At 65.3% G+C, this 17,539-nt stretch carries 18 protein-coding genes; 9 read left to right on the top strand and 9 right to left on the bottom strand.

Annotated features, from left to right (window positions below; translation table 11 throughout):
* Positions 1 to 24 precede the first annotated feature (24 nt).
* The 4 genes from OGM61_05070 to OGM61_05055 all read left to right on the top strand — a co-directional run bounded on the left by OGM61_05070 (position 25) and on the right by OGM61_05055 (position 3,935).
* Positions 25 to 810: a polysaccharide deacetylase family protein gene (locus OGM61_05070; GenBank protein ID UYI85449.1), complete on the top strand. Its 786-nt coding sequence runs from the start codon at positions 25 to 27 to the stop codon at positions 808 to 810.
* A gap of 110 nt (positions 811 to 920) precedes the next feature.
* Positions 921 to 1,769 carry an NYN domain-containing protein gene (locus OGM61_05065; protein UYI85448.1) on the top strand — a complete coding sequence of 283 codons (849 nt, stop codon included), beginning with the start codon at positions 921 to 923 and terminating at the stop codon, positions 1,767 to 1,769.
* Between the two features lie 185 nt (positions 1,770 to 1,954).
* Positions 1,955 to 3,319 (top strand): SLC13 family permease, encoded by a 1,365-nt coding sequence (locus OGM61_05060; protein ID UYI85447.1) that lies wholly within the window; start codon positions 1,955 to 1,957, stop codon positions 3,317 to 3,319.
* 28 nt (positions 3,320 to 3,347) lie between these two features.
* Positions 3,348 to 3,935 carry a cytidylate kinase-like family protein gene (locus tag OGM61_05055; GenBank protein UYI85446.1) on the top strand — a complete coding sequence of 196 codons (588 nt, stop codon included), beginning with the start codon at positions 3,348 to 3,350 and terminating at the stop codon, positions 3,933 to 3,935.
* 48 nt (positions 3,936 to 3,983) lie between these two features.
* Here OGM61_05055 and OGM61_05050 read toward each other — a convergent pair whose 3' ends face one another.
* A complete protein-coding gene (locus tag OGM61_05050; protein UYI85445.1) occupies positions 3,984 to 4,754 on the bottom strand; it encodes a DMT family transporter in 771 nt (256 codons plus the stop codon).
* Between the two features lie 216 nt (positions 4,755 to 4,970).
* Between OGM61_05050 and OGM61_05045 the strand changes: the two genes are divergently transcribed.
* The 3 genes from OGM61_05045 to OGM61_05035 are packed head-to-tail and all read left to right on the top strand — an operon-like array spanning position 4,971 to position 8,460.
* Positions 4,971 to 5,876, top strand: a complete 906-nt coding sequence (locus OGM61_05045; GenBank protein ID UYI85444.1) for a LysR family transcriptional regulator — start codon at positions 4,971 to 4,973, stop codon at positions 5,874 to 5,876.
* A complete protein-coding gene (locus OGM61_05040) occupies positions 5,873 to 7,564 on the top strand; it encodes a M3 family oligoendopeptidase (protein ID UYI85443.1) in 1,692 nt (563 codons plus the stop codon). Before OGM61_05045 ends, OGM61_05040 begins: the two co-directional genes overlap by 4 nt.
* A 17-nt stretch (positions 7,565 to 7,581) precedes the next feature.
* A complete protein-coding gene (locus OGM61_05035; protein ID UYI85442.1) occupies positions 7,582 to 8,460 on the top strand; it encodes an MBL fold metallo-hydrolase in 879 nt (292 codons plus the stop codon).
* 45 nt (positions 8,461 to 8,505) lie between these two features.
* On the opposite strand, the gene OGM61_05030 is transcribed toward OGM61_05035, so the two are convergent.
* From OGM61_05030 to OGM61_05005, 6 genes are read right to left on the bottom strand one after another with little or no spacing between them, the layout of a single operon-like run.
* Positions 8,506 to 9,207 carry an ECF transporter S component gene (locus OGM61_05030; protein UYI85441.1) on the bottom strand — a complete coding sequence of 234 codons (702 nt, stop codon included), beginning with the start codon at positions 9,205 to 9,207 and terminating at the stop codon, positions 8,506 to 8,508.
* Positions 9,192 to 10,802, bottom strand: coding sequence for an ATP-binding cassette domain-containing protein (locus OGM61_05025; protein UYI85440.1), 1,611 nt, complete (start codon positions 10,800 to 10,802; stop codon positions 9,192 to 9,194). Before OGM61_05025 ends, OGM61_05030 begins: the two co-directional genes overlap by 16 nt.
* Positions 10,775 to 11,665, bottom strand: coding sequence for an energy-coupling factor transporter transmembrane protein EcfT (locus OGM61_05020; GenBank protein ID UYI85439.1), 891 nt, complete (start codon positions 11,663 to 11,665; stop codon positions 10,775 to 10,777). Before OGM61_05020 ends, OGM61_05025 begins: the two co-directional genes overlap by 28 nt.
* Positions 11,662 to 12,162: a DUF4430 domain-containing protein gene (locus OGM61_05015; GenBank protein ID UYI85438.1), complete on the bottom strand. Its 501-nt coding sequence runs from the start codon at positions 12,160 to 12,162 to the stop codon at positions 11,662 to 11,664. Before OGM61_05015 ends, OGM61_05020 begins: the two co-directional genes overlap by 4 nt.
* Positions 12,155 to 12,712, bottom strand: coding sequence for a hypothetical protein (locus tag OGM61_05010; protein UYI85437.1), 558 nt, complete (start codon positions 12,710 to 12,712; stop codon positions 12,155 to 12,157). Before OGM61_05010 ends, OGM61_05015 begins: the two co-directional genes overlap by 8 nt.
* Positions 12,709 to 14,184 carry a dockerin type I domain-containing protein gene (locus tag OGM61_05005; protein ID UYI85436.1) on the bottom strand — a complete coding sequence of 492 codons (1,476 nt, stop codon included), beginning with the start codon at positions 14,182 to 14,184 and terminating at the stop codon, positions 12,709 to 12,711. Before OGM61_05005 ends, OGM61_05010 begins: the two co-directional genes overlap by 4 nt.
* 204 nt (positions 14,185 to 14,388) lie before the next feature.
* On the opposite strand from OGM61_05005, the gene OGM61_05000 reads away from it, so the two are divergent.
* Positions 14,389 to 15,225, top strand: a complete 837-nt coding sequence (locus OGM61_05000) for a sigma-E processing peptidase SpoIIGA (GenBank protein UYI85435.1) — start codon at positions 14,389 to 14,391, stop codon at positions 15,223 to 15,225.
* A 55-nt stretch (positions 15,226 to 15,280) separates the two neighbouring features.
* Positions 15,281 to 15,964 carry an RNA polymerase sporulation sigma factor SigE gene (gene sigE / locus OGM61_04995; GenBank protein UYI85563.1) on the top strand — a complete coding sequence of 228 codons (684 nt, stop codon included), beginning with the start codon at positions 15,281 to 15,283 and terminating at the stop codon, positions 15,962 to 15,964.
* Positions 15,965 to 16,010: 46 nt separating this feature from the next.
* Here sigE and OGM61_04990 read toward each other — a convergent pair whose 3' ends face one another.
* A complete protein-coding gene (locus OGM61_04990) occupies positions 16,011 to 16,835 on the bottom strand; it encodes a metal ABC transporter permease (GenBank protein ID UYI85434.1) in 825 nt (274 codons plus the stop codon).
* Positions 16,832 to 17,539 carry a metal ABC transporter ATP-binding protein gene (locus tag OGM61_04985; protein ID UYI85433.1) on the bottom strand — a complete coding sequence of 236 codons (708 nt, stop codon included), beginning with the start codon at positions 17,537 to 17,539 and terminating at the stop codon, positions 16,832 to 16,834. The genes OGM61_04990 and OGM61_04985 overlap by 4 nt, the downstream gene beginning before the upstream one ends.

Genomic DNA, 17,539 nt, shown 5'->3' with positions numbered 1-17,539 from the left:
AGGCAGAAAGCCGGAGGTGGTGCAATGTACAAAGTGCGGCAAGCCGTCAGAAAACACCGGAAACTGCTGAGCGTGTGCGCGATGGTGCTGGCCATCGCGCTCATGTTCTGGGCGGTCAACAGCCCCGCGATCGTGGGCGTGAGCGCGGCCAAGCGCGTGCTGCCCATCTACAGCGTGCAGCGCGACGACCGCGTCGTGAGTCTGTCATTCGACGCGGCCTGGGGCAACGAGGACACGCAGATGCTCATCGACATCCTCAACAAGTACAACGTCCACGCGACCTTCTTCGTCGTGGGCGAATGGGTGGACAAATATCCGGAGTCGGTCAAGGCGCTCGCAGACGCGGGCAACGAGGTCATGAACCACTCGTCCACGCACCCGCACATGGCGCAGCTGAGCGCCGAGCAGATCCAGACGGAGGTCAACACCTGCGCCGATAAAATTGAGGCCGTCACCGGTACGCGGCCGACGCTGTTTCGCTGTCCCTACGGGGAGTACAACGACACGGTCGTGAGCACCATCAACGGCCTGGGCATGCACGTCATCCAGTGGGACGTCGATTCCCTCGACTGGAAGGGCCTGAGCAGCGACGAGATCACCTCGCGCGTGCTCACGCGCGTGCAGCCGGGCAGCATCGTGCTGTTCCACAACGCGGCCGAGCACACGCCGGAGGCACTGGCCGGGATCATTGAGGCGCTCATCGCCGACGGGTATTCCATCATCCCGATCTCGCAGATGATCCTCCCCGGCGACACGAGCATCGACCCCAACGGCCGCCAGTGCCCGGCGGCCGCGGACGAGGGCGCATAGGGCGCGCAGGGAAAGCGGGGCATGATCCCCGCTTTCGTTGCATTTTGCGCGCAAAAACGTTATAATGGAGAAAAAATCACCGCCCACGGGGCGGTTTGGGAGTAATATCTATGGAAAATTTCCAGAAAATCGCCGTGCTCATCGACGCGGACAACACGCAGCTGTCCAAGCTGGAGGCCGTGCTGCACGAGGTGTCGGCCTACGGCCGCATCGTCGTGAAAAAAGCCTACGGCAACTGGCGCAAGGACTCGCTGAAAAACTGGGAGCCGGAGCTCAAGCGCCTCGCCATCCGCGCCGAGCAGCAGTTTGACTACGTTGCCGGCAAAAACACGACCGACATCGCCATGGTCATCGGAGCCATGGATCTGCTGCACAACAATATGTATGACGCGCTCGTGCTCGTGTCGAGCGACAGCGACTTCACGCCGCTGGCCATCCGTCTGCGCGAGTCGGGCCTGTACATCATCGGCGCCGGCGTGACGACGACGCCGGAGTCGTTCAAAAATGCGTGCGACGACTTCATCCTCATCGACTACCTGTCCAAGGCAGACGAAAAGCCGGCAGCCGCCGAGCACGCCGCAGAGCCCGCGGCCAAAAAGCCCGCCCGCAAGACGAAAAAGACCACCCGCAGCACGAAAAAGCCCGCTGCCGAAGCCGCGCCTTCCGCCGAGCCGGAGCCGACGCCGGAACCCGAACCCGAGCCGGAACCGAAAAAGCCCAATATCGGCGAGATCCACAACCTGCTGCACATCGCGTCCGAGAAGTATCAGGACGCCGACGGCTTTGTCAACGTCAGCTCCTCGGGGCTGTACATCAAGCGCGTCAAGCCCGATTTCAACGTGCGCGCCTACGGCTACAGCAAGCTGCCGGAGCTGCTGGCCGCCTTCCCGAACAAGTATCAGATCAAGCGCTATGAGGGCAAGGGCGGCGCGACGATCATCGCCTATAAATGCCTGTAATATCAAGCATTGAAAAGTCTGATAAGAACCCGCTCAGATTTGCGAAAAGCCCTTGACTTTTGCCATCGAGCGCGCTAAAATTCCTCTCCTGTTGGGGAAGAACACCACCGCGAAGCAACCCTCTTTCTTCGATGCCTCTGCGTCGGCACTCCCCGCAAATTTCAAGCAAGAAAGAAGGTCTTTCCATGACTGCTCAAATCCTTGCGGCTGTCATCTTCGTCGGCATGTTTGCGCTCATCATCATGGACAAATTCGAGCGCCAGTATGTCACCCTTGGCAGTGCAGCCCTCGTGCTCGTGGTCGTGTTCGGCATCTGCATGCACAGCTGGGACGCGATCAAAAATGCTCTGAACCTCGGTGCGATCTTCCGCACTGACTTCTGGTACGGCGCTTCGGAGAGCGCAAGCTCCGGCGTCAACTGGTCGACCATCTTCTTCATCACCGGTATGATGATCATGGTCGAGGGCCTCGGCAAATCCGGCTTCTTCCGCTGGCTGTGCCTGTCGCTGGCAAAGCTCGCGCACTACCACGTCGTGCCGCTGCTGCTGTGCTTCATGGCCATGTCCGCGTTTCTGGCCATGTTCATCGACAGCATCACGGTCGTGCTGTTTCTTGCGACCGTCACGCTGGAGCTGGCACAGATCCTGTGCTTTGACCCTGTCCCGATGATCCTGTCGGAAGTCTTCTGCGCCAACCTCGGCGGCGCTGCCACCATGTGCGGCGATCCCCCCAACATCATCATCGGCACCGCGCTCGGCTATACCTTCACGGACTTCATTAAAAACACCGGCGTCATCATCGGCATCTGCTTTGTGTTCGTGCTGATCTTCTTCTGGCTGTGCTTCCGCAAGCCGCTCAAGGCGAGCGAGGCCGCCCGCCCGGCCGACGCCGTCTGCCCCGCTCCGGCGACCGCCATCGCCAACCGCAAGGCGTTCGTCGCGGATGTGATCGTGTTTCTCATCGCGGTCGCGCTGCTCGTGACGCACGCACAGACCGGCCTGACCGTCTCGTGCATCGGCGTCATCGTCGCGTGCCTGACGCTGCTCGTGACCGTGTTTACCAACGGCGGCGCTGCGGTCAAGGAAGTCCTCCGCGGTGTGGACTACAAGACGCTGCTGTTTTTCATCGGCCTGTTCATCTCCGTTGCGGGCCTGGAGCAGACCGGCGTGCTCAAGCTCATCGCGCAGTTCATCTCGAATATCAGCGGCGGCAGCATCAAGGTCGTCATCCTCATCATTCTGCTGCTGTCGGCCGTGTGCAGCGCACTGATCGACAACATTCCGTTCGCGGCCACCATGGTCCCGGTCGTGCAGTCCATCGCGGCGACGCAGGGCATGGATCTGTCCGTGCTCGCCTGGGCGCTGTCGCTCGGCACCGACCTCGGCGGCAACGCCACGCCCATCGGCGCATCGGCCAACGTCGTGGCCACGTCCGTGTCGGCCAAGAGTGGTCACCCCATCAGCTGGGGCAAATACTGCAAATACTGCGTCCCGGCCACCGTGCTGGTCATTGCGGTCTCGCTGGGATGCCTGTTCCTGAGATACCTGTAATTTTACATCAGAAAGGCGGTAACGCATCATGAAGCAAATCATCGTGACCGTCGGCCGTGAACACGGCAGCGGCGGCAAGTACATCGCCGAACAGATCGCCAAACAGCTCGGCATCGCGTTTTATGATAAGGAGCTGCTGCTGGCCAGTGTCTTCAACGCCGAGGACGCCGCGCGCTATGACGAGAAGCCGGTGCACCTGCTGTGGTCGCGCCGCATCGGCGAGAACTTCAACGCGCCGGAGGATGCACTCGCACACGAGACGTTCGACTACATTCAGAAGCTGGCGGACAGCGGCGAGTCGTTCGTCGTGCTCGGCCGCTGCTCGGACTTCATCCTGCGCAGCAATCCGAACGCCGTGCACCTGTTCATCGCCGGCAAGCCCGACCAGAAGCGTCAGCGGCTCATGGAGGAAAAATCCCTCACGGCCGATCAGGCGGCGCTGGAAATACGCCGCGTCGACCGCGACCGCAAGGCCTACCACAACTACTACTGCGACACGAAGTGGGGCGACGCGCGCGGCTATGACCTCGTCGTCAACAGCGGCAAGCTCGGCATCGAGAAAACCGTTGACACGCTCGTGACCTATGTGCGTGCCTATCAGGCGCAGAACGAATAAGCATGAAAATGCCCCGGATGCATTGGCACCCGGGGCATTTTCTGTTTTTCATCCGCCGGTTTTCTGCGGCCAGCAGGACACGACGATCCCTGCCAGGATCAGCGCGCCGCCGAGCTGGCCCACAATGCCGAAGTGCTCGTGAAAGCACACCGCGCCCAGCGCTGCCGCAACGAAGGGATTGAGCGCGCAAAACAGCGCCGCGTGGTCCGCCGTCGTCCCGCTCTGCGCGACCGGCTGGAGCGTGAAGCCAAAGCCGCTGCACACGAGCGCCAGCGCCAGCACGACCAGCCACTCCGTGCCGCTGCCGGGCAGGTGCGGCGTCTCGAACAGAAACGACGCGATCAGCGCCAGCGCGCCCAGAAACCCCACCTGCACCACGCCGGACAGCAGGGGGTCCGCTCCGGCGTGCGTGAGCCGGTCGGTCACGAGGATGGCCGTCGAATACAAAAACGCCTCCAGAATGCAGTACCCGACGCCCGGCGTGAGCGTGAGACCGCCGCGCAGCGTCAGCAGTGCCATGCCCAGCAGGCACGCCAGCGCGCCGAACAGCACACGGCGCTCCAGCCAGCGGCGGCTGAGCGCCGCCTGAATGAGCGGCACGATGACGACGGCCGTGTTCGTCACGAACGACACGGTAGAGGTCTCCACGGTTTTCAGTGCCGTGAGCTCCGCCGTCATGACGCAAAAATAGATGCTGCCCATGGCAAGATCGCTCAGCAGCGTGCGCCGGTCGATCTGCAGCAGCCGCCGCCGGAACAGCGCCGCCAGAAATGCAAACGCCAACAAAAACCGCACCGCCAGCAGCGTGAATTTGCCCATGTCCTACAAGCCGACTTTTGTGAGCACATATGATGTGCTGCGCGCAATGATGACCGCCGCCAGCAGCAGCTCCGCCTGCGTGCGCGTCATGGTCCGGGTCTTCATCCGTATTCCTCCCGAAAATGTCTTGACGAAACGATACCACGGTTATATCATTGCGTAAAGAGACAATGTTTCAACGGTTCCTTGCGGAATCTGCAAGGACAGAGGCAGCTTATGGACACGGAAAAATGCCGCGCACTGCTGGCCGTGCTCGAGGCCGGGAGCCTCTCGGCGGCGGCGGAAAAACTGGACTATACCCCCTCCGGCCTGAGCCGGATGATGGCGGCGCTCGAGCAGGAGCTGGGCTTCCCACTGCTGAGCCGCTCGCACAGCGGCGTGCAGCCGACGCGCGCCTGCCGGACGCTGCTGCCGACGCTGCGGGAGCTGACGCACTGGAGCGGTCTGCTCGACGCGCAGGCAGCCGAGATCCGCGGCGTCGAGACCGGCACGATCGCCGTCGGCTGCGTCTACGGGGCGTACTACGGCTGGCTCAGCCGCTGCATCGCCCGCTTTTGCGAAGTTTACCCCGGCATCGAGGTGCAGGTCCTGCAGGGCAACAGCAGCCAGCTCACGCGCGCCGTGTGCGAGCACACGGCCGACTTCTGCATCACGAGCTTCCGCGAGGGCGACTTTGACTGGATCCCGCTGTACGCCGACCCCATGGTCGCGTGGCTGCCGCCGGAGCACCCGCTGGCCGGAGGCAGGACGTTCCCGCTCGCGGCGTTTGCGACCGAGCCGACCATTGCGACCTATATGCACCAGGACACGGACAACGCGCGCGTGTTCGCCCACGCGGGCATCACGCCGAACGTCCGCTACACGACTGTGGACAGCCGCGCCACCTTTGCCATGGTGCAGGCCGGTCTCGGCGTGAGCCTGAACAACCAACTCATCACCCGCGGCTGGGACACGACCGGCATCGTGATCCTCCCGGTCGATCCGCCGCAGTATGCCGAGATCGGCATCGCCGCGCCCGCGCCGGAGGAGCTGTCCCCGGCGGCGAAGCGGTTTCTCGCCTTTGCCCGGCAGACCCTGCGCACGGACCCCGAGGCCGCGGAACTTGGAAAGGAGCAAGCATGAAAGTATCCGAACTCCCCTACCGGCGCGTGACGCGCGAGGAAATGACCGAGGGCCTGCAGCGCGTGATCGAGCGCGTAAAGGCAGCGCAGAGCGTCGAGGAAATTCTCGCCGCGCGGGCGGAATATCTCTCGCTCACGACGGAGTACGCCACGGCGCAGTCGCTGTCGTACATGCGCTACACGATCAACACCGTAGACCCGTTTTATCTGGCGGAAAAGGACTACTACGACGAGATCGGCCCGGAGGTCGAAAATCTCGCGCTGCAGTACACCTCCGCCGTGCTCGACAGCCCGTTTCGAAAAGAACTCGAGACGGCGCTCTCGCCGATCCTGCTGCGCAGCATGGAGCTGCAGCGGCGGAGCATGTCGCCGGAGATCATCGACGACATGGTCGAGGAGAACAAGCTCGTGAGCGAATACGCCCAGCTCATGGCGGGCATGCTCTTCCCCTTCCGGGGCGAGCAGCTGCCGCGGCCGATGCTGATGAAATACGCCCGCAGCGCCGACCGCGCCACACGCAGGGAATGTTACGAGGCCCTCGGCACGACGCTGGAAGCGCACAGCGCGCAGCTGGACGATATCTTTGACCGGCTCGTGCACGTGCGCGACCGGATGGCCAAAAAGATGGGCTATCAAAACTTCATTGAGCTCGGCTACTGCCGCATGGAGCGCATGTGCTACGACGTGCAGGCCGTTCAGGCCTTCCGCGAGAACATCGTGCGCGACATCGTGCCGGTCGTGTCCCGGCTGCGGCTGGAAAACGCGAAGCGTCTCGGCATCGACACGTTCCGGCTCTACGACAACGAATTTTTCACCCCCGGCGGCGACCCGACGCCCTGCGGCAAGGACGACCTGTTTGCGGCAGCGCAGAAGATGTACGATGCCATGGGCGACGTGCCGGGCGCATTTTTCCGCATGATGTGCGAAAACGAAGCCTTTGACGTGGAGTCCCGCCCGAACAAGTGGGGCGGCGGCTACTGCACGGAGTTCCCGAAATTCCGGCAGCCGTTCATCCTCGCAAACTTCAACGGCACGTCCGGCGACGTGGACGTCGTGACGCACGAGGCCGGCCACGCGCTCAACGCCTACCTGATCGCGGACAACCGCTTCGCGCTGGAGCTCGGCTGCGGCGGCATGGAGACCGCCGAGACGCACTCGATGAGCATGGAGTTTTTCGCCTGGCCATATCTCGACGCTTTCTTCCCCAAGGCGGGCGACGCGGAGCGCTACCGCTTCCAGCACGCGCTCGATGCGCTCAGCTTCCTGCCCTACGGCACGATGGTGGACGAATTCCAGCACCGCGTCTATGCCGAGCCCGGCCTTACCCCGGCCGAGCGCAACGCCGTCTGGCTGGAGCTGGAGGCGAAATACCGCCCGTACATCGACCAGAGCGGCATCCCGTATCTCGAGCGCGGCACACGCTGGCAGTACCAGATGCACATCTACGAGACGCCGTTTTACTACATCGACTACTGTCTGGCGCAGACGGCGGCGTTCCAGTTCCTGCTCGCGTCGCAGGACGATTATGACGACGCCTTCGCCCGCTACCTGCACCTGTCGCAGCAGGGCGGCGAAAAGCTCTGGACGGATCTGCTGGCCGAGGCCGGCTTCCGCTCCCCGTTCGAGCCGGGCGCGCTCGCGCAGCTGGCAGCACGGGTAGAGCCGCTCATCCGCAAACACACCGTCTGACAAGGGAGGACACCGCCATGTATGAACTGACCCAGGTGGCCGGAAACAGCTACTACATCCAGAGCCCGGCCAAGATCGGCCTCGTGCGCCTGAACGACACCGACGTCTGCCTCATCGACAGCGGCAACGACAAGGAGGCCGGGCGCAAGGTGCGCCAGATTCTCGACGCCAATGGCTGGCACCTGACCGCCATCTACAACACGCACTCCAACGCCGACCACATCGGCGGCAACCAGTACCTGCAAAACCAGACCGGCTGCAAGGTCTACGCCCCCGGCATCGAGTGCGATTTCACGCGCCACCCGGTGCTCGAGCCGTCGTTTCTCTACGGCGGCTATCCGCCGAAGGAGCTGCAGCACAAGTTCCTCATGGCCAAGCCCAGCGACGCGCAGGAGCTGACCCCGGCGTGCCTGCCGGAGGGGTTTGAGTGGCTTTCGCTGCCGGGGCACTTTTTCGACATGGTGGGCTTTCGCACGCCGGACGACGTGGTGTATCTGGCCGACTGCCTGTCGAGCCGGGAGACGCTGGAAAAGTACCAGATTGGCTTCCTCTACGACGTTGCAGCCTACCTGAACACGCTCGAAATGGTCAAGACGCTCACCGCCCGCGCCTTCGTGCCCGCGCACGCCGCGGCCACGGAGGACATCGCCCCGCTCGCGCAGTACAACATCGACAAGGTGCTCGAGATCGCAGACATCATCACGGAGCTCTGCCAGAAACCGCAGACGTTCGAGGCGGTCTTGCAGCAGTTGTTCCGGCGCTTTGATCTCGTGATGAACTTTGAGCAGTACGTGCTCGTCGGCAGCACAGTGCGCTCCTACCTCGCGTGGCTGAAGGACAGCGGCAGACTCCGCGCCGTCTTTGACGACAATCGTCTGCTCTGGCAGCAGGCATGAAGTGCATGCAAAAAACCTCCGCATCCGATCGGATGCGGAGGTTTTTCATTCCAGAAGTCCGTATTTTTCTTTCACACGCGCGAGTTTACGCAATAGCGGCTGATGCAGCAGGAGCAGAAACACGGCCGTCGCACCCGCGTGGATGAGGTTAAATACAAACCCCGATGCGCAGGTCGCAAGCCACAGCTGCCACGAGGGCACGGCGTTGTACATGAGCATGCTCGCCGTATCGAGCAGCACGCCGTAGACGATGAGCACCGAGAAAAAGCCGTAGAGCAGCAGCGGCACGAGCCGTACCTTCCGCCCGGCAAACAGCACGCCGCCGAGAAAGCCCACGAGCCCGAAGCCGAGCATCTGCCACGGCGTCCACGGCCCCTGACCGAAGAAAAAGTTCGAGATCAGGCCCGCCGCCGCGCCGGTGACAAAGCCCGCCTCCGGCGTGAAGGCCACGGCCGTGAGGATCACGATCGCGCACACGGGCTTGCACTGCGGCAGCCAGTAAAACGCCGCGCGCCCGGCCACGGCCAGCGCCGTCATCGTTGCAAGCAGCACGAGCTCGCGCGCCTGCGGTCTGCGGCCTTCAAACCGCAGCACGAACGGCACGAACATCAGCCCCACGAGCAGCAGCGACGTGAGGTAGTACTTCCGCTCGTCCCACACGCACACGAACACCGCCATCAGCGCCGGGATCGCCACGAGCAAGATGCCGAGCGCGGCCCAGGTGCGCCGCGTCAGTCGGTGAGACATTGTACGACCTCCCCGCACAGCACCGCGCCGGGCGCGGCCTCACGCGCGATGCGCGCGGCCGCCGTGGTGTAAAAATAATGATCGGAGAAAAAGGCGCGCGCGGCGTTTTCCGTCACGACCTCGCCGCGAAAGAGCAGGCCGCAGCGGTCGGCATACTGCGCGCAGAATTCCACATCGTGGCTCACGACGCATACGGCCGTGCCCTGCGCGCAGAGCGCGCGCAAAAGCGCGCCGAATTCTTCTTTGAACGCGCCGTCCATGCCCTTCGTCGGCTCGTCGAGCAGCAGCACGCGCGGCTGCATGAGCAGCACCTTCGCCAGCGCGGCGCGCTGCTGCTCGCCGCCGGAGAGATCAAAGGGATGCCGGTCGAGCAGCGGCGCGAGCGCCATCTGCCGCACGACCGTGTCCACCAGCGCGGCGTCCCTGCCGAGCGATGCGAGATCGGCGCGCACCGTGTCAGCCGCGAAGAGCGTGCGCGGATCCTGCGGCACGGCGGCGATGCCGTCGCGCAGGGGCTGGAGCGCGCGCTGCTTCTTCCCGTCGAGATACACGCTGCCGCGGTACAGCCGCAGCCGTCCGGAGAGCACGCCGAGCGCCGTCGTCTTGCCGCTGCCGTTGCTGCCGGTGAGCGCGTAGAGCTCGCCCGGGCGCAGCGTGAGCGAGAAATTGCGCAGCACGTCCGCGCTGCCCTGCGCGTAGCGAAACCAGCCGTCGCGCACGGTCAGCACCGGGGGCGTGTCCACGGGCGCGGGCGCCGCGGCCGGCATCGGGTGCGGAGCAAAGCGCCCCAGATACGCTCTGCCCGCGCGCACGGTGAGCGGCAGACGCTCCGTCTCGCCGAGGGCGGCGGCGATGCGTGCCGCCGTGGGCATGGCGGAAAAGATCGCGTGGCCGCGCACTGCGGCCGCCGCCTCCTGCGGCGCGCCGGCGGCCAGCAGCCGCCCCTGCTCGAGCACGATGAGGTGGTCGGCCAGCGGCACAGCCTCCTCCAGCCGCTGCTCGGACAGCAGGATCGTCAGCCCCAGCTCCTCGTTGAGCTTGCGCAGCGTGTGCAGAAAGGTGCTCGCCGCAATGGGGTCGAGTTGGCTCGTCGGCTCGTCCAGAATGAGCACGTCCGGCCGCATGACCACGACGGACGCGAGGTTGAGCATCTGCTTCTGGCCGCTGGAGAGCGCGGCCACGTCGCGGTCGAACCAGTCGGCAATGCCGAAGTAGCTCGCCATCTCGGCGACGCACAGGCGCATGGTTTTTTCCTCGCACCCAAGGCTCTCGAGCCCGAACGCCAGCTCGTGGAACACCTTGTCCGTCACGATCTGGTCGTCCGGGTGCTGGAGCACGAAGCCGATGCGCCGCGCCTGCTCGGCAAACGGGATGCCCTTTAGGAGCGCGTCCCCAAGGCGCACAGCGCCGCTGACAGTGCCGTGCGGCGTGAGGCAGGTCTTGAGCTGGCGCAGGAGGGTGGATTTCCCGCTGCCGCTCTCGCCGCAGAGGACCGTGACCGCCCCCTCCGGGATCGTGAGCGTGAGGTCACTCAGCGCCGGGCGCGTCTGGCCCGGATAGGTAAACGTCAGATGTTCGAGCGCAAACGACGCCATGTCAGCGCCTCCTTTCCATCAAGCAGCAGCGGCAGAAAGCACAGCAGCGCAAAGCACGCCATGCACACTGCGCCGAGCACGCCGCTGCCGCCGATGCGGATCGACGGGTAGTAGCGCACATACAGCGCGCCGCAGCCGACGCCCGCACACACGCCCGCAAGTGCGAGCGCAAGCACGGCGCTGAGCACGCCGTCGCGCCGGGTGAAGCGGTAATTGCCGAAATACGTTCTTCTGCCGGCGCCGTAGCCCCGGCTCTTCATGGAGTCCGCCGCCGTGATGCCGCTCTCAAGCGCCCACGAGACGGTGACGGACAAAATGTGCGCGCCATTTTTCAGCCGCTGCCACGCGCTGCCCTCGCGCGTGCCGCAGCCGAGCGACGCCTGCGCCGCGCGCACAGAGCGGATGTGCGCGGAAAATTTCGGCACGAACCGCAGCGCCATGCTCAGCAGCAGCGACACGCCCGGCAGCGCACTGCCGAACACGTACAGATATTTTTCCGCCGTCATGACGACATTGCAGCACTGAAACCACAAAATCACGGCCGCGAACATCGCCGCCGCGGCCGCGCCGTAGCACAGCGCCTCGCGCGTGACGGGGTTGCCGTTCGGCAGGTAGAACAGCATCGTCACGCCCGCGTGGTTCAGCAGCGCGTTGAGCGCCGCCATCAGTACCAGAAACGGCACGAGCCAGCCGAGCGTCCGCCCCAGGCTGCGCCAGCCGCGCAGCACTGCGCAGTAGCCCAGCGCGCCCAGCAGGCTCAGCGCCAGAAACACCGGGTGCAGCACGAGCATCGTCAGCAGCAGCACGGCCGCAAAATAGCAAAAGGTCAGCGCCGGGTGCAGCGCCGAGAAGGAATCGTTCATGGTTCTCCTTGCAGGGCGCCGACGTCGCGCCCGAGATCGCACGTATAGCTCCAGACGACGGTGTCGCCGTCATGGAGCGTGTAGCCGCTGCAGCCGTAATCCGGCCAGACGCCGTTGACGCTGTACATCCAGCCGGACAGCTCGCCGCAGTCAAATTCGTAGAGGTTGCCGATGCCCTCGATATAGGCGCTGTTGTACGCGGGCGTCCAGGTCGACTCCATGTGGATGCCCTGCGCGCGGCAGACCTGCTGCAGCACGTCAAACACCGTGTCCCCATCCGAAAAGGCGACCGTCGTCTCCGGCAGGAGCACGCCGTCGGACGGGACGATGTCCGCCTTGCCGGCCTTCAGGTCGTCCATGTGCGCGAGCACCGTGCTGCACTCGATCCGCACCGTGCAGTGCAGCGCACCGGCATCCTCCTGCGCCTGCCCGCCGCAAGCCGTGCACAGCAAAAGCAGCAGGCACAGCAGCAGCGCGAGCGCGCGCCGCTTAGCCACGCTGCACCGTCGCATTCACGACCGTGAGCGCGGCCGTCGTCGTGGCAAGGCTCTCGGTCTCGTCCGCAGCGGCCAGCACGGCGTCCGACACCGTCAGCGCCGCCTCCGTCACACCGTCGGCAAGCTGAAAGCGCAGCCGCACGAGCACGCTGCCCGTCGATGTGGCGAGCGTGCTGCCCGCTTCCGGCAGGCACAGGGCGCGCGCGCTGCCGGTCTCGTTGGCGCGCTCGGAGTCGCTCTCCCACTCCGGCAGGCTGCCCATCACGAGCGGGATGTCCCCGTCCGCCGTGCCGAGAAACGTGATCTGCGTCGGGTCAAAGGCCACGGCGAGGCTCGCCGCCTCGTAGTGCGCACCGTCCGGCAGACCGGAGAGCACGACATCGACCGTGCACGCGCCGTCCGCGTCCGCGCTCTGGCACGTGAGCGTGAGCGTGGGCTCGGTGTCCTCGACGCTCTTTTGCCGCAGGGCAATGCACAGCACCACCACCACCGCGACCAGCAGCACGGCGAGCACGATGGCAATGTTCTTTTTCGTCCAGAAAGTCTTCATTGTCCGTCCTCCTGCGCCGTGGGCAGCGCCGTATTCTGTACAAAGCTGTCGGCCAGCGCGCGCACATCCTGCGCGTCGACGCGGCCGTTAAGATCCACGTCCATCGTCAGCAGCAGCTGCGTCTCCGGGACCGTGCTGGCGGCGCAGGCCGTGCGGATGTTCAGCGCGTCCTGCGCGTTGATGACGCCGTCGGCATTCACATCGCCGGCGGTCAGCACCGGCCCCTTACCTTCCGTCACGGTGTAGTTTGCCGTGTCGTTGAGCGCATCATCCGTCACGTCCGGCGCAAAGAGCCAGACCCACGTCGGCGTGTCGCTGCGCTCAGAGAGCACGGGGCTGTAGAGCAGCTGCGTCCCGTCGGAAAACGTGACCGTGCTGTCCGCCGCCGCATCCGGCAGGCACACGGCGACCGTGCGGTATCCGGCCGGGATGAGGCCGCTGCCGTCCGCCGTGCAGAGCACGCGCGTGACCGGCTCGTCGGGCTCGGCGGGCGTTTCGACCGTGGGCGCGTCCGTCTCCTGATAGAGGCCGCTCTGCCCGCGCTGGAAGCGCGAGACGGCCACGAGCGCATACACCGCCTGCTCCGTGGCGAGGCTGTCAACGCCGCCGGAGGCCTTGTGGCGGAACGCGGCCGCGCCCGCATCGTAAAACGTCAGCAGTGCATCGACCGCCGAGCCGCCGTCTTTGACGAAGCGGCTGTCCGTGTCCGGGTCGATGCCCAGTGCCGTGCAGGCGACGATGACCTGCGCGACGCTCTCAGCGTTGGCAGAGCCCCACGAGGTGAAGCCGCCGTCGCCGTTTTGCATGGCAGAGAGCGTATCAACGCCGCGCGACACGGCCGCCGCGACGGCCGCCTCCCCGCGGTACGCCGCCAGCGCCTGCAGCACCATGGCCGTCACGTCCGGATCGGCTGCCGCGCCGTTCATCGCCCAGCCGCCGCCGGAGAGCTCCGCCGCGAGGATTGCATCCACGCACTGGCGGCGCACCGCGCTGCCGGACAGGTAATTGCGGCTGTCGAGCGCGAGCAGGGCAAACACCGGGCCGTTGATGCCCTGATTGCGCACCCAGGCAAAGTCGGTATACGGCGCGGTGAGGTCGCAGCCGCCGACCTGCGTCGCGTCGCGCCCGATGGCGGACAGCGCGAGGATGACGCGCGAATTGTCCGTGGATTTATAGGCGTTGAGCGCGCCGGCCTTGCCGGACGCCGCCGTGAGCTCCGGTGCTTTGGATGCGACGTCTGCATAGTAGCGCGCAAAATAGTCGCTGTCCACGGCAAAATACCCGCCGCGGGCCAGGCCCAGCACCGTCCACTCGTCGCCGTAGCCCGGCGAGGGGACGGCCGCCGCCTGATGCGCCAGCGCGGCCGAGAGCGCCGGCTGCACATCCGCGCCCTGCGCCGTCGGGGCCGGCAGCACCGCGCACGCGAGCAACAGCGCCAGACACAGCGCCAGAAACCGTTTGTTCGTTTTCATGATCTGCCTCCTGAAGGGGTCTTCTACGCACGCGGCCAGAGCGCGTGCGGGTTTTCCGAAATCACGCAACATTATACCAGCCGGATCGCGCAAAAGCAACGCTCTGCGGCATTTCCCGCCCCGGCGATGCATGGACTTTCTGTCAGGTTTTCCGGCAGGCCGCTTTTGCGCAATTTCCCACGCGCGGCGTGCTAGGATACCCCCATGGACGTCATCTATCTCGACAGCCTGTTCGGGCTGAATCTGCTGATCGACTACTGCCTCGTGCTGGTCTCCGCGCGCGTGTGCGGCGTGGTGCTGCGCCGCTGGCGGTACGCGCTCGCAGCGCTCATCGGCGCGCTGTATGCCGCCCTCATGGTCCTGCCCGGCTTCGGCTGGCTGGCAAACGGTATGATGAAGCTCGCGCTCGGCGCGGCCATGGCGCTCATTGCCTTCGGCGGGGAGGCGCACCTCGTGCGGTGCACGGTGGTGTTTTTCGCCGTGTCGGCCGCGTTCGGCGGCGCGGTGTACGCTGCGAGCATGCTCGCGGGCGTGTCGCCGGGCAGCGGCGCGCTCGTGACGGTGTCGGGCCGGGTGCTGGCACTGTCGTTCGCCGCGTGCTACGCGGCCGTGTCGCTCGTGTTCCGCCGGCGGGCCAGGGCCGCCGACCGCGAGGTGCGCACTGTGACGGTCACGCTCGCCGGGCGCAGCGTGACGCTCAGAGCCCTGCGCGACAGCGGCAACGACCTGCACGACCCGGTGTCCGGCCTGCCGGCGGCGGTGGTCGAGCGCGCGGCTGTGCTGCCGCTGTTTCCGGCGGTGCGCGCACTGCCGGACGACGCGGTGCAGGCGCTGGAGGCGCTCAACGCGCTGCCGGAGTGCACCGGCCGGGTCGTGCTGCTGCCGTATCGTGCGGTGGGCGTGACCGGCGCGCTGCTGCCGGCATTCCGGCCGGACAGCGTGAAGATTGACGGCGCAGCAGAGCCGATGCTGCTGGCGCTGAGCGCGCAGGCGCTCACATCCGACGGCGCATTCGCCATGGTGCTGCCGCCAAAAAGCTGAGGAGGGGTTTTTCGTGCCAGGATTTCTGGAAAGACTACATACGCTTTGGGCAGCGCTGCGGCTGCGGCTGCGCGGCGGCGCGCCGGGGCTGTTTTACATCGGCGGGAGCGACACCATGCCCGCCCCGCTCGACCGCGCGGCCGAGCAGCAGGCCATTCGGGCGCTCGCCGCCGGCAGCGAGGAGGCCGCTTCCCTGCTCATCGAGCACAACCTGCGGCTGGTGGTGTACATCGCGCGCCGGTTTGAAAACACGGGCATCCACATCGAGGACCTGATCTCGATCGGCACGATCGGCCTCATCAAGGCCATCCACACCTTCAAGCCGGACAAGAACATCAAGCTTGCGACCTACGCCTCGCGCTGCATCGAAAACGAGATCCTCATGTACCTGCGCAAGTGCAGCGCGCAGAAAACGGAGGTAAGCATCGACGAGCCGCTCAACACCGACTGGGACGGCAACGAGCTGCTGCTCTCGGACATTCTCGGCACGGACGCCGACGCCGTGAGCCGCCCGCTCGAGGACGACGCGGAGCGCGCCATGCTCCTGCGCGCCATCGAGACACTCGGCGAGCGCGACCGGCAGATCATCCTGCTGCGCTTCGGCATCGGCGGCGCGCGCGAGGCGACGCAAAAAGAAGTCGCGGACCTGCTGGGCATCTCCCAGAGCTACATCAGCCGGCTCGAAAAGCGCATCATCGCGCACCTGCGTCAGGAAATGCTTAAGCAGATGCAGTGCTGAAAATATGCCAAAGCGGCGGCTCCGGTCGGAGCCGCCGCTTTGTCTGTCATTTTTTCACGCGGCACTGAATGCGCTGCACACCGCAAAAGAGCAGGAACACCACAAGATCGACCACCACGACGCTCGCGCCGGACGGCGTCTCGAGCACATAAGACAGCACCATGCCGAGCAGGAAATTCACCACTGACACCACGGCCGCGCAGATCGTGACCGAGCGGAACGTGCCGAACACGCGCATGGCCGTCAGCGCCGGGAAGATGATGAGGCTCGAGATGAGCAGCGCGCCCATCATGCGCATACCCAGCACGATCGTGACCGCCGTGAGCACCGCGAGCAGCATATTATATGCCTGCGTGTGCACGCCGGTCGCGCGCGAGAACGTCTCGTCGAACGTGACGGCGAAAATGCGCGGATAGCACAGCACGAACAGCGCCAGCACCGCCGCCGACAAAATCAGGCTCAGGCGCAGGTCGGCCGACGACAGCGACAGGATGCTGCCGAACATGTAGTTATTCACATCGGTGTTCATGCCGCTGGTCATGGACACGGTCATCACGCCAATGGCCAGTGCGCTGCTCGAGAGCAGCGCGATCGCGGCGTCGCCCTTGAGCTTGCCGTTTTGCGACAGGCGCAGCAGCAAAAACGCCGCCACGACCACGACCGGCACCGCCACGGCCAGCGGCGCGAGATTGAGCGCCGTGGCGATGGCGAGCGCGCCGAAGCCGACATGGCTCAGCCCGTCGCCGATCATGGAATAGCGCTTGAGCACGAGCGACACGCCGAGCAGCGACGCACACAGCGACACGAGCACGCCCACGACGAGCGCGCGCACGAGAAACGGATACGATAGCATTTCGAGGATGACTTTCATAGCTTCCGCCCTCCCAGAAACCGGCGCGCGGCATCGCTCTGCTTATACTCCGCCGCCGTGCCGAAAAAGAGCTGCTGGTGGCCCAGGTGCAGCACGTGCGTGGCGTAGCGCAGGGCGGCGTCGATGTCGTGCGTGACCATGATAACCGTGATGTCATTGCAGAGGTTCACGAGCTTGATGAGGTTATACAGTTCCCCCGTCGCCACGGGGTCGAGACCCGTGACCGGCTCATCGAGCAACAGGAGCTTGCGCGTGGCGCACAGGGCGCGCGCGAGCAGCACGCGCTGCTGCTGGCCGCCGGAGAGCGCCTGATAGCTGTGGTGCGCCAGATCCTCGATGCCCATGCGCTCCATGTTCTCCTGCGCGCGGGCGCGGTCGGCCCGCGAATAGAATGGGCGGCCGTGCATCTGGTTGATGCAGCCCGAGCGCACGACCTCCGCCACGCTTGCGGGAAAGTCGCGCTGGAGCTGCGTCTGCTGCGGCAGATAGCCGATCTCGTTGCGCACGAGCCCGTCTCCGAGCGTGATGCTGCCCTGCTCCGGCGCTTTGAGCCCGAGCAGGCCCTTGATGAGTGTGGACTTGCCGGAACCGTTTTCGCCGACCACGCACAACAGATCGCCGCGCGAGACCGTGAAGTTCACGTCGCGCAGCACCGTCTGCCCGTCGTAGCCGAGGCAGACGTGTTCACAAGTAATGAGTGCCAT

The organism is Clostridiales bacterium (assembly GCA_025757645.1).
GTDB lineage: Bacteria > Bacillota > Clostridia > Oscillospirales > Oscillospiraceae > CAG-103.
Note: the sequence above shows the minus strand (reverse complement) of the source record. Positions and strands in the feature narration are given on the sequence as shown.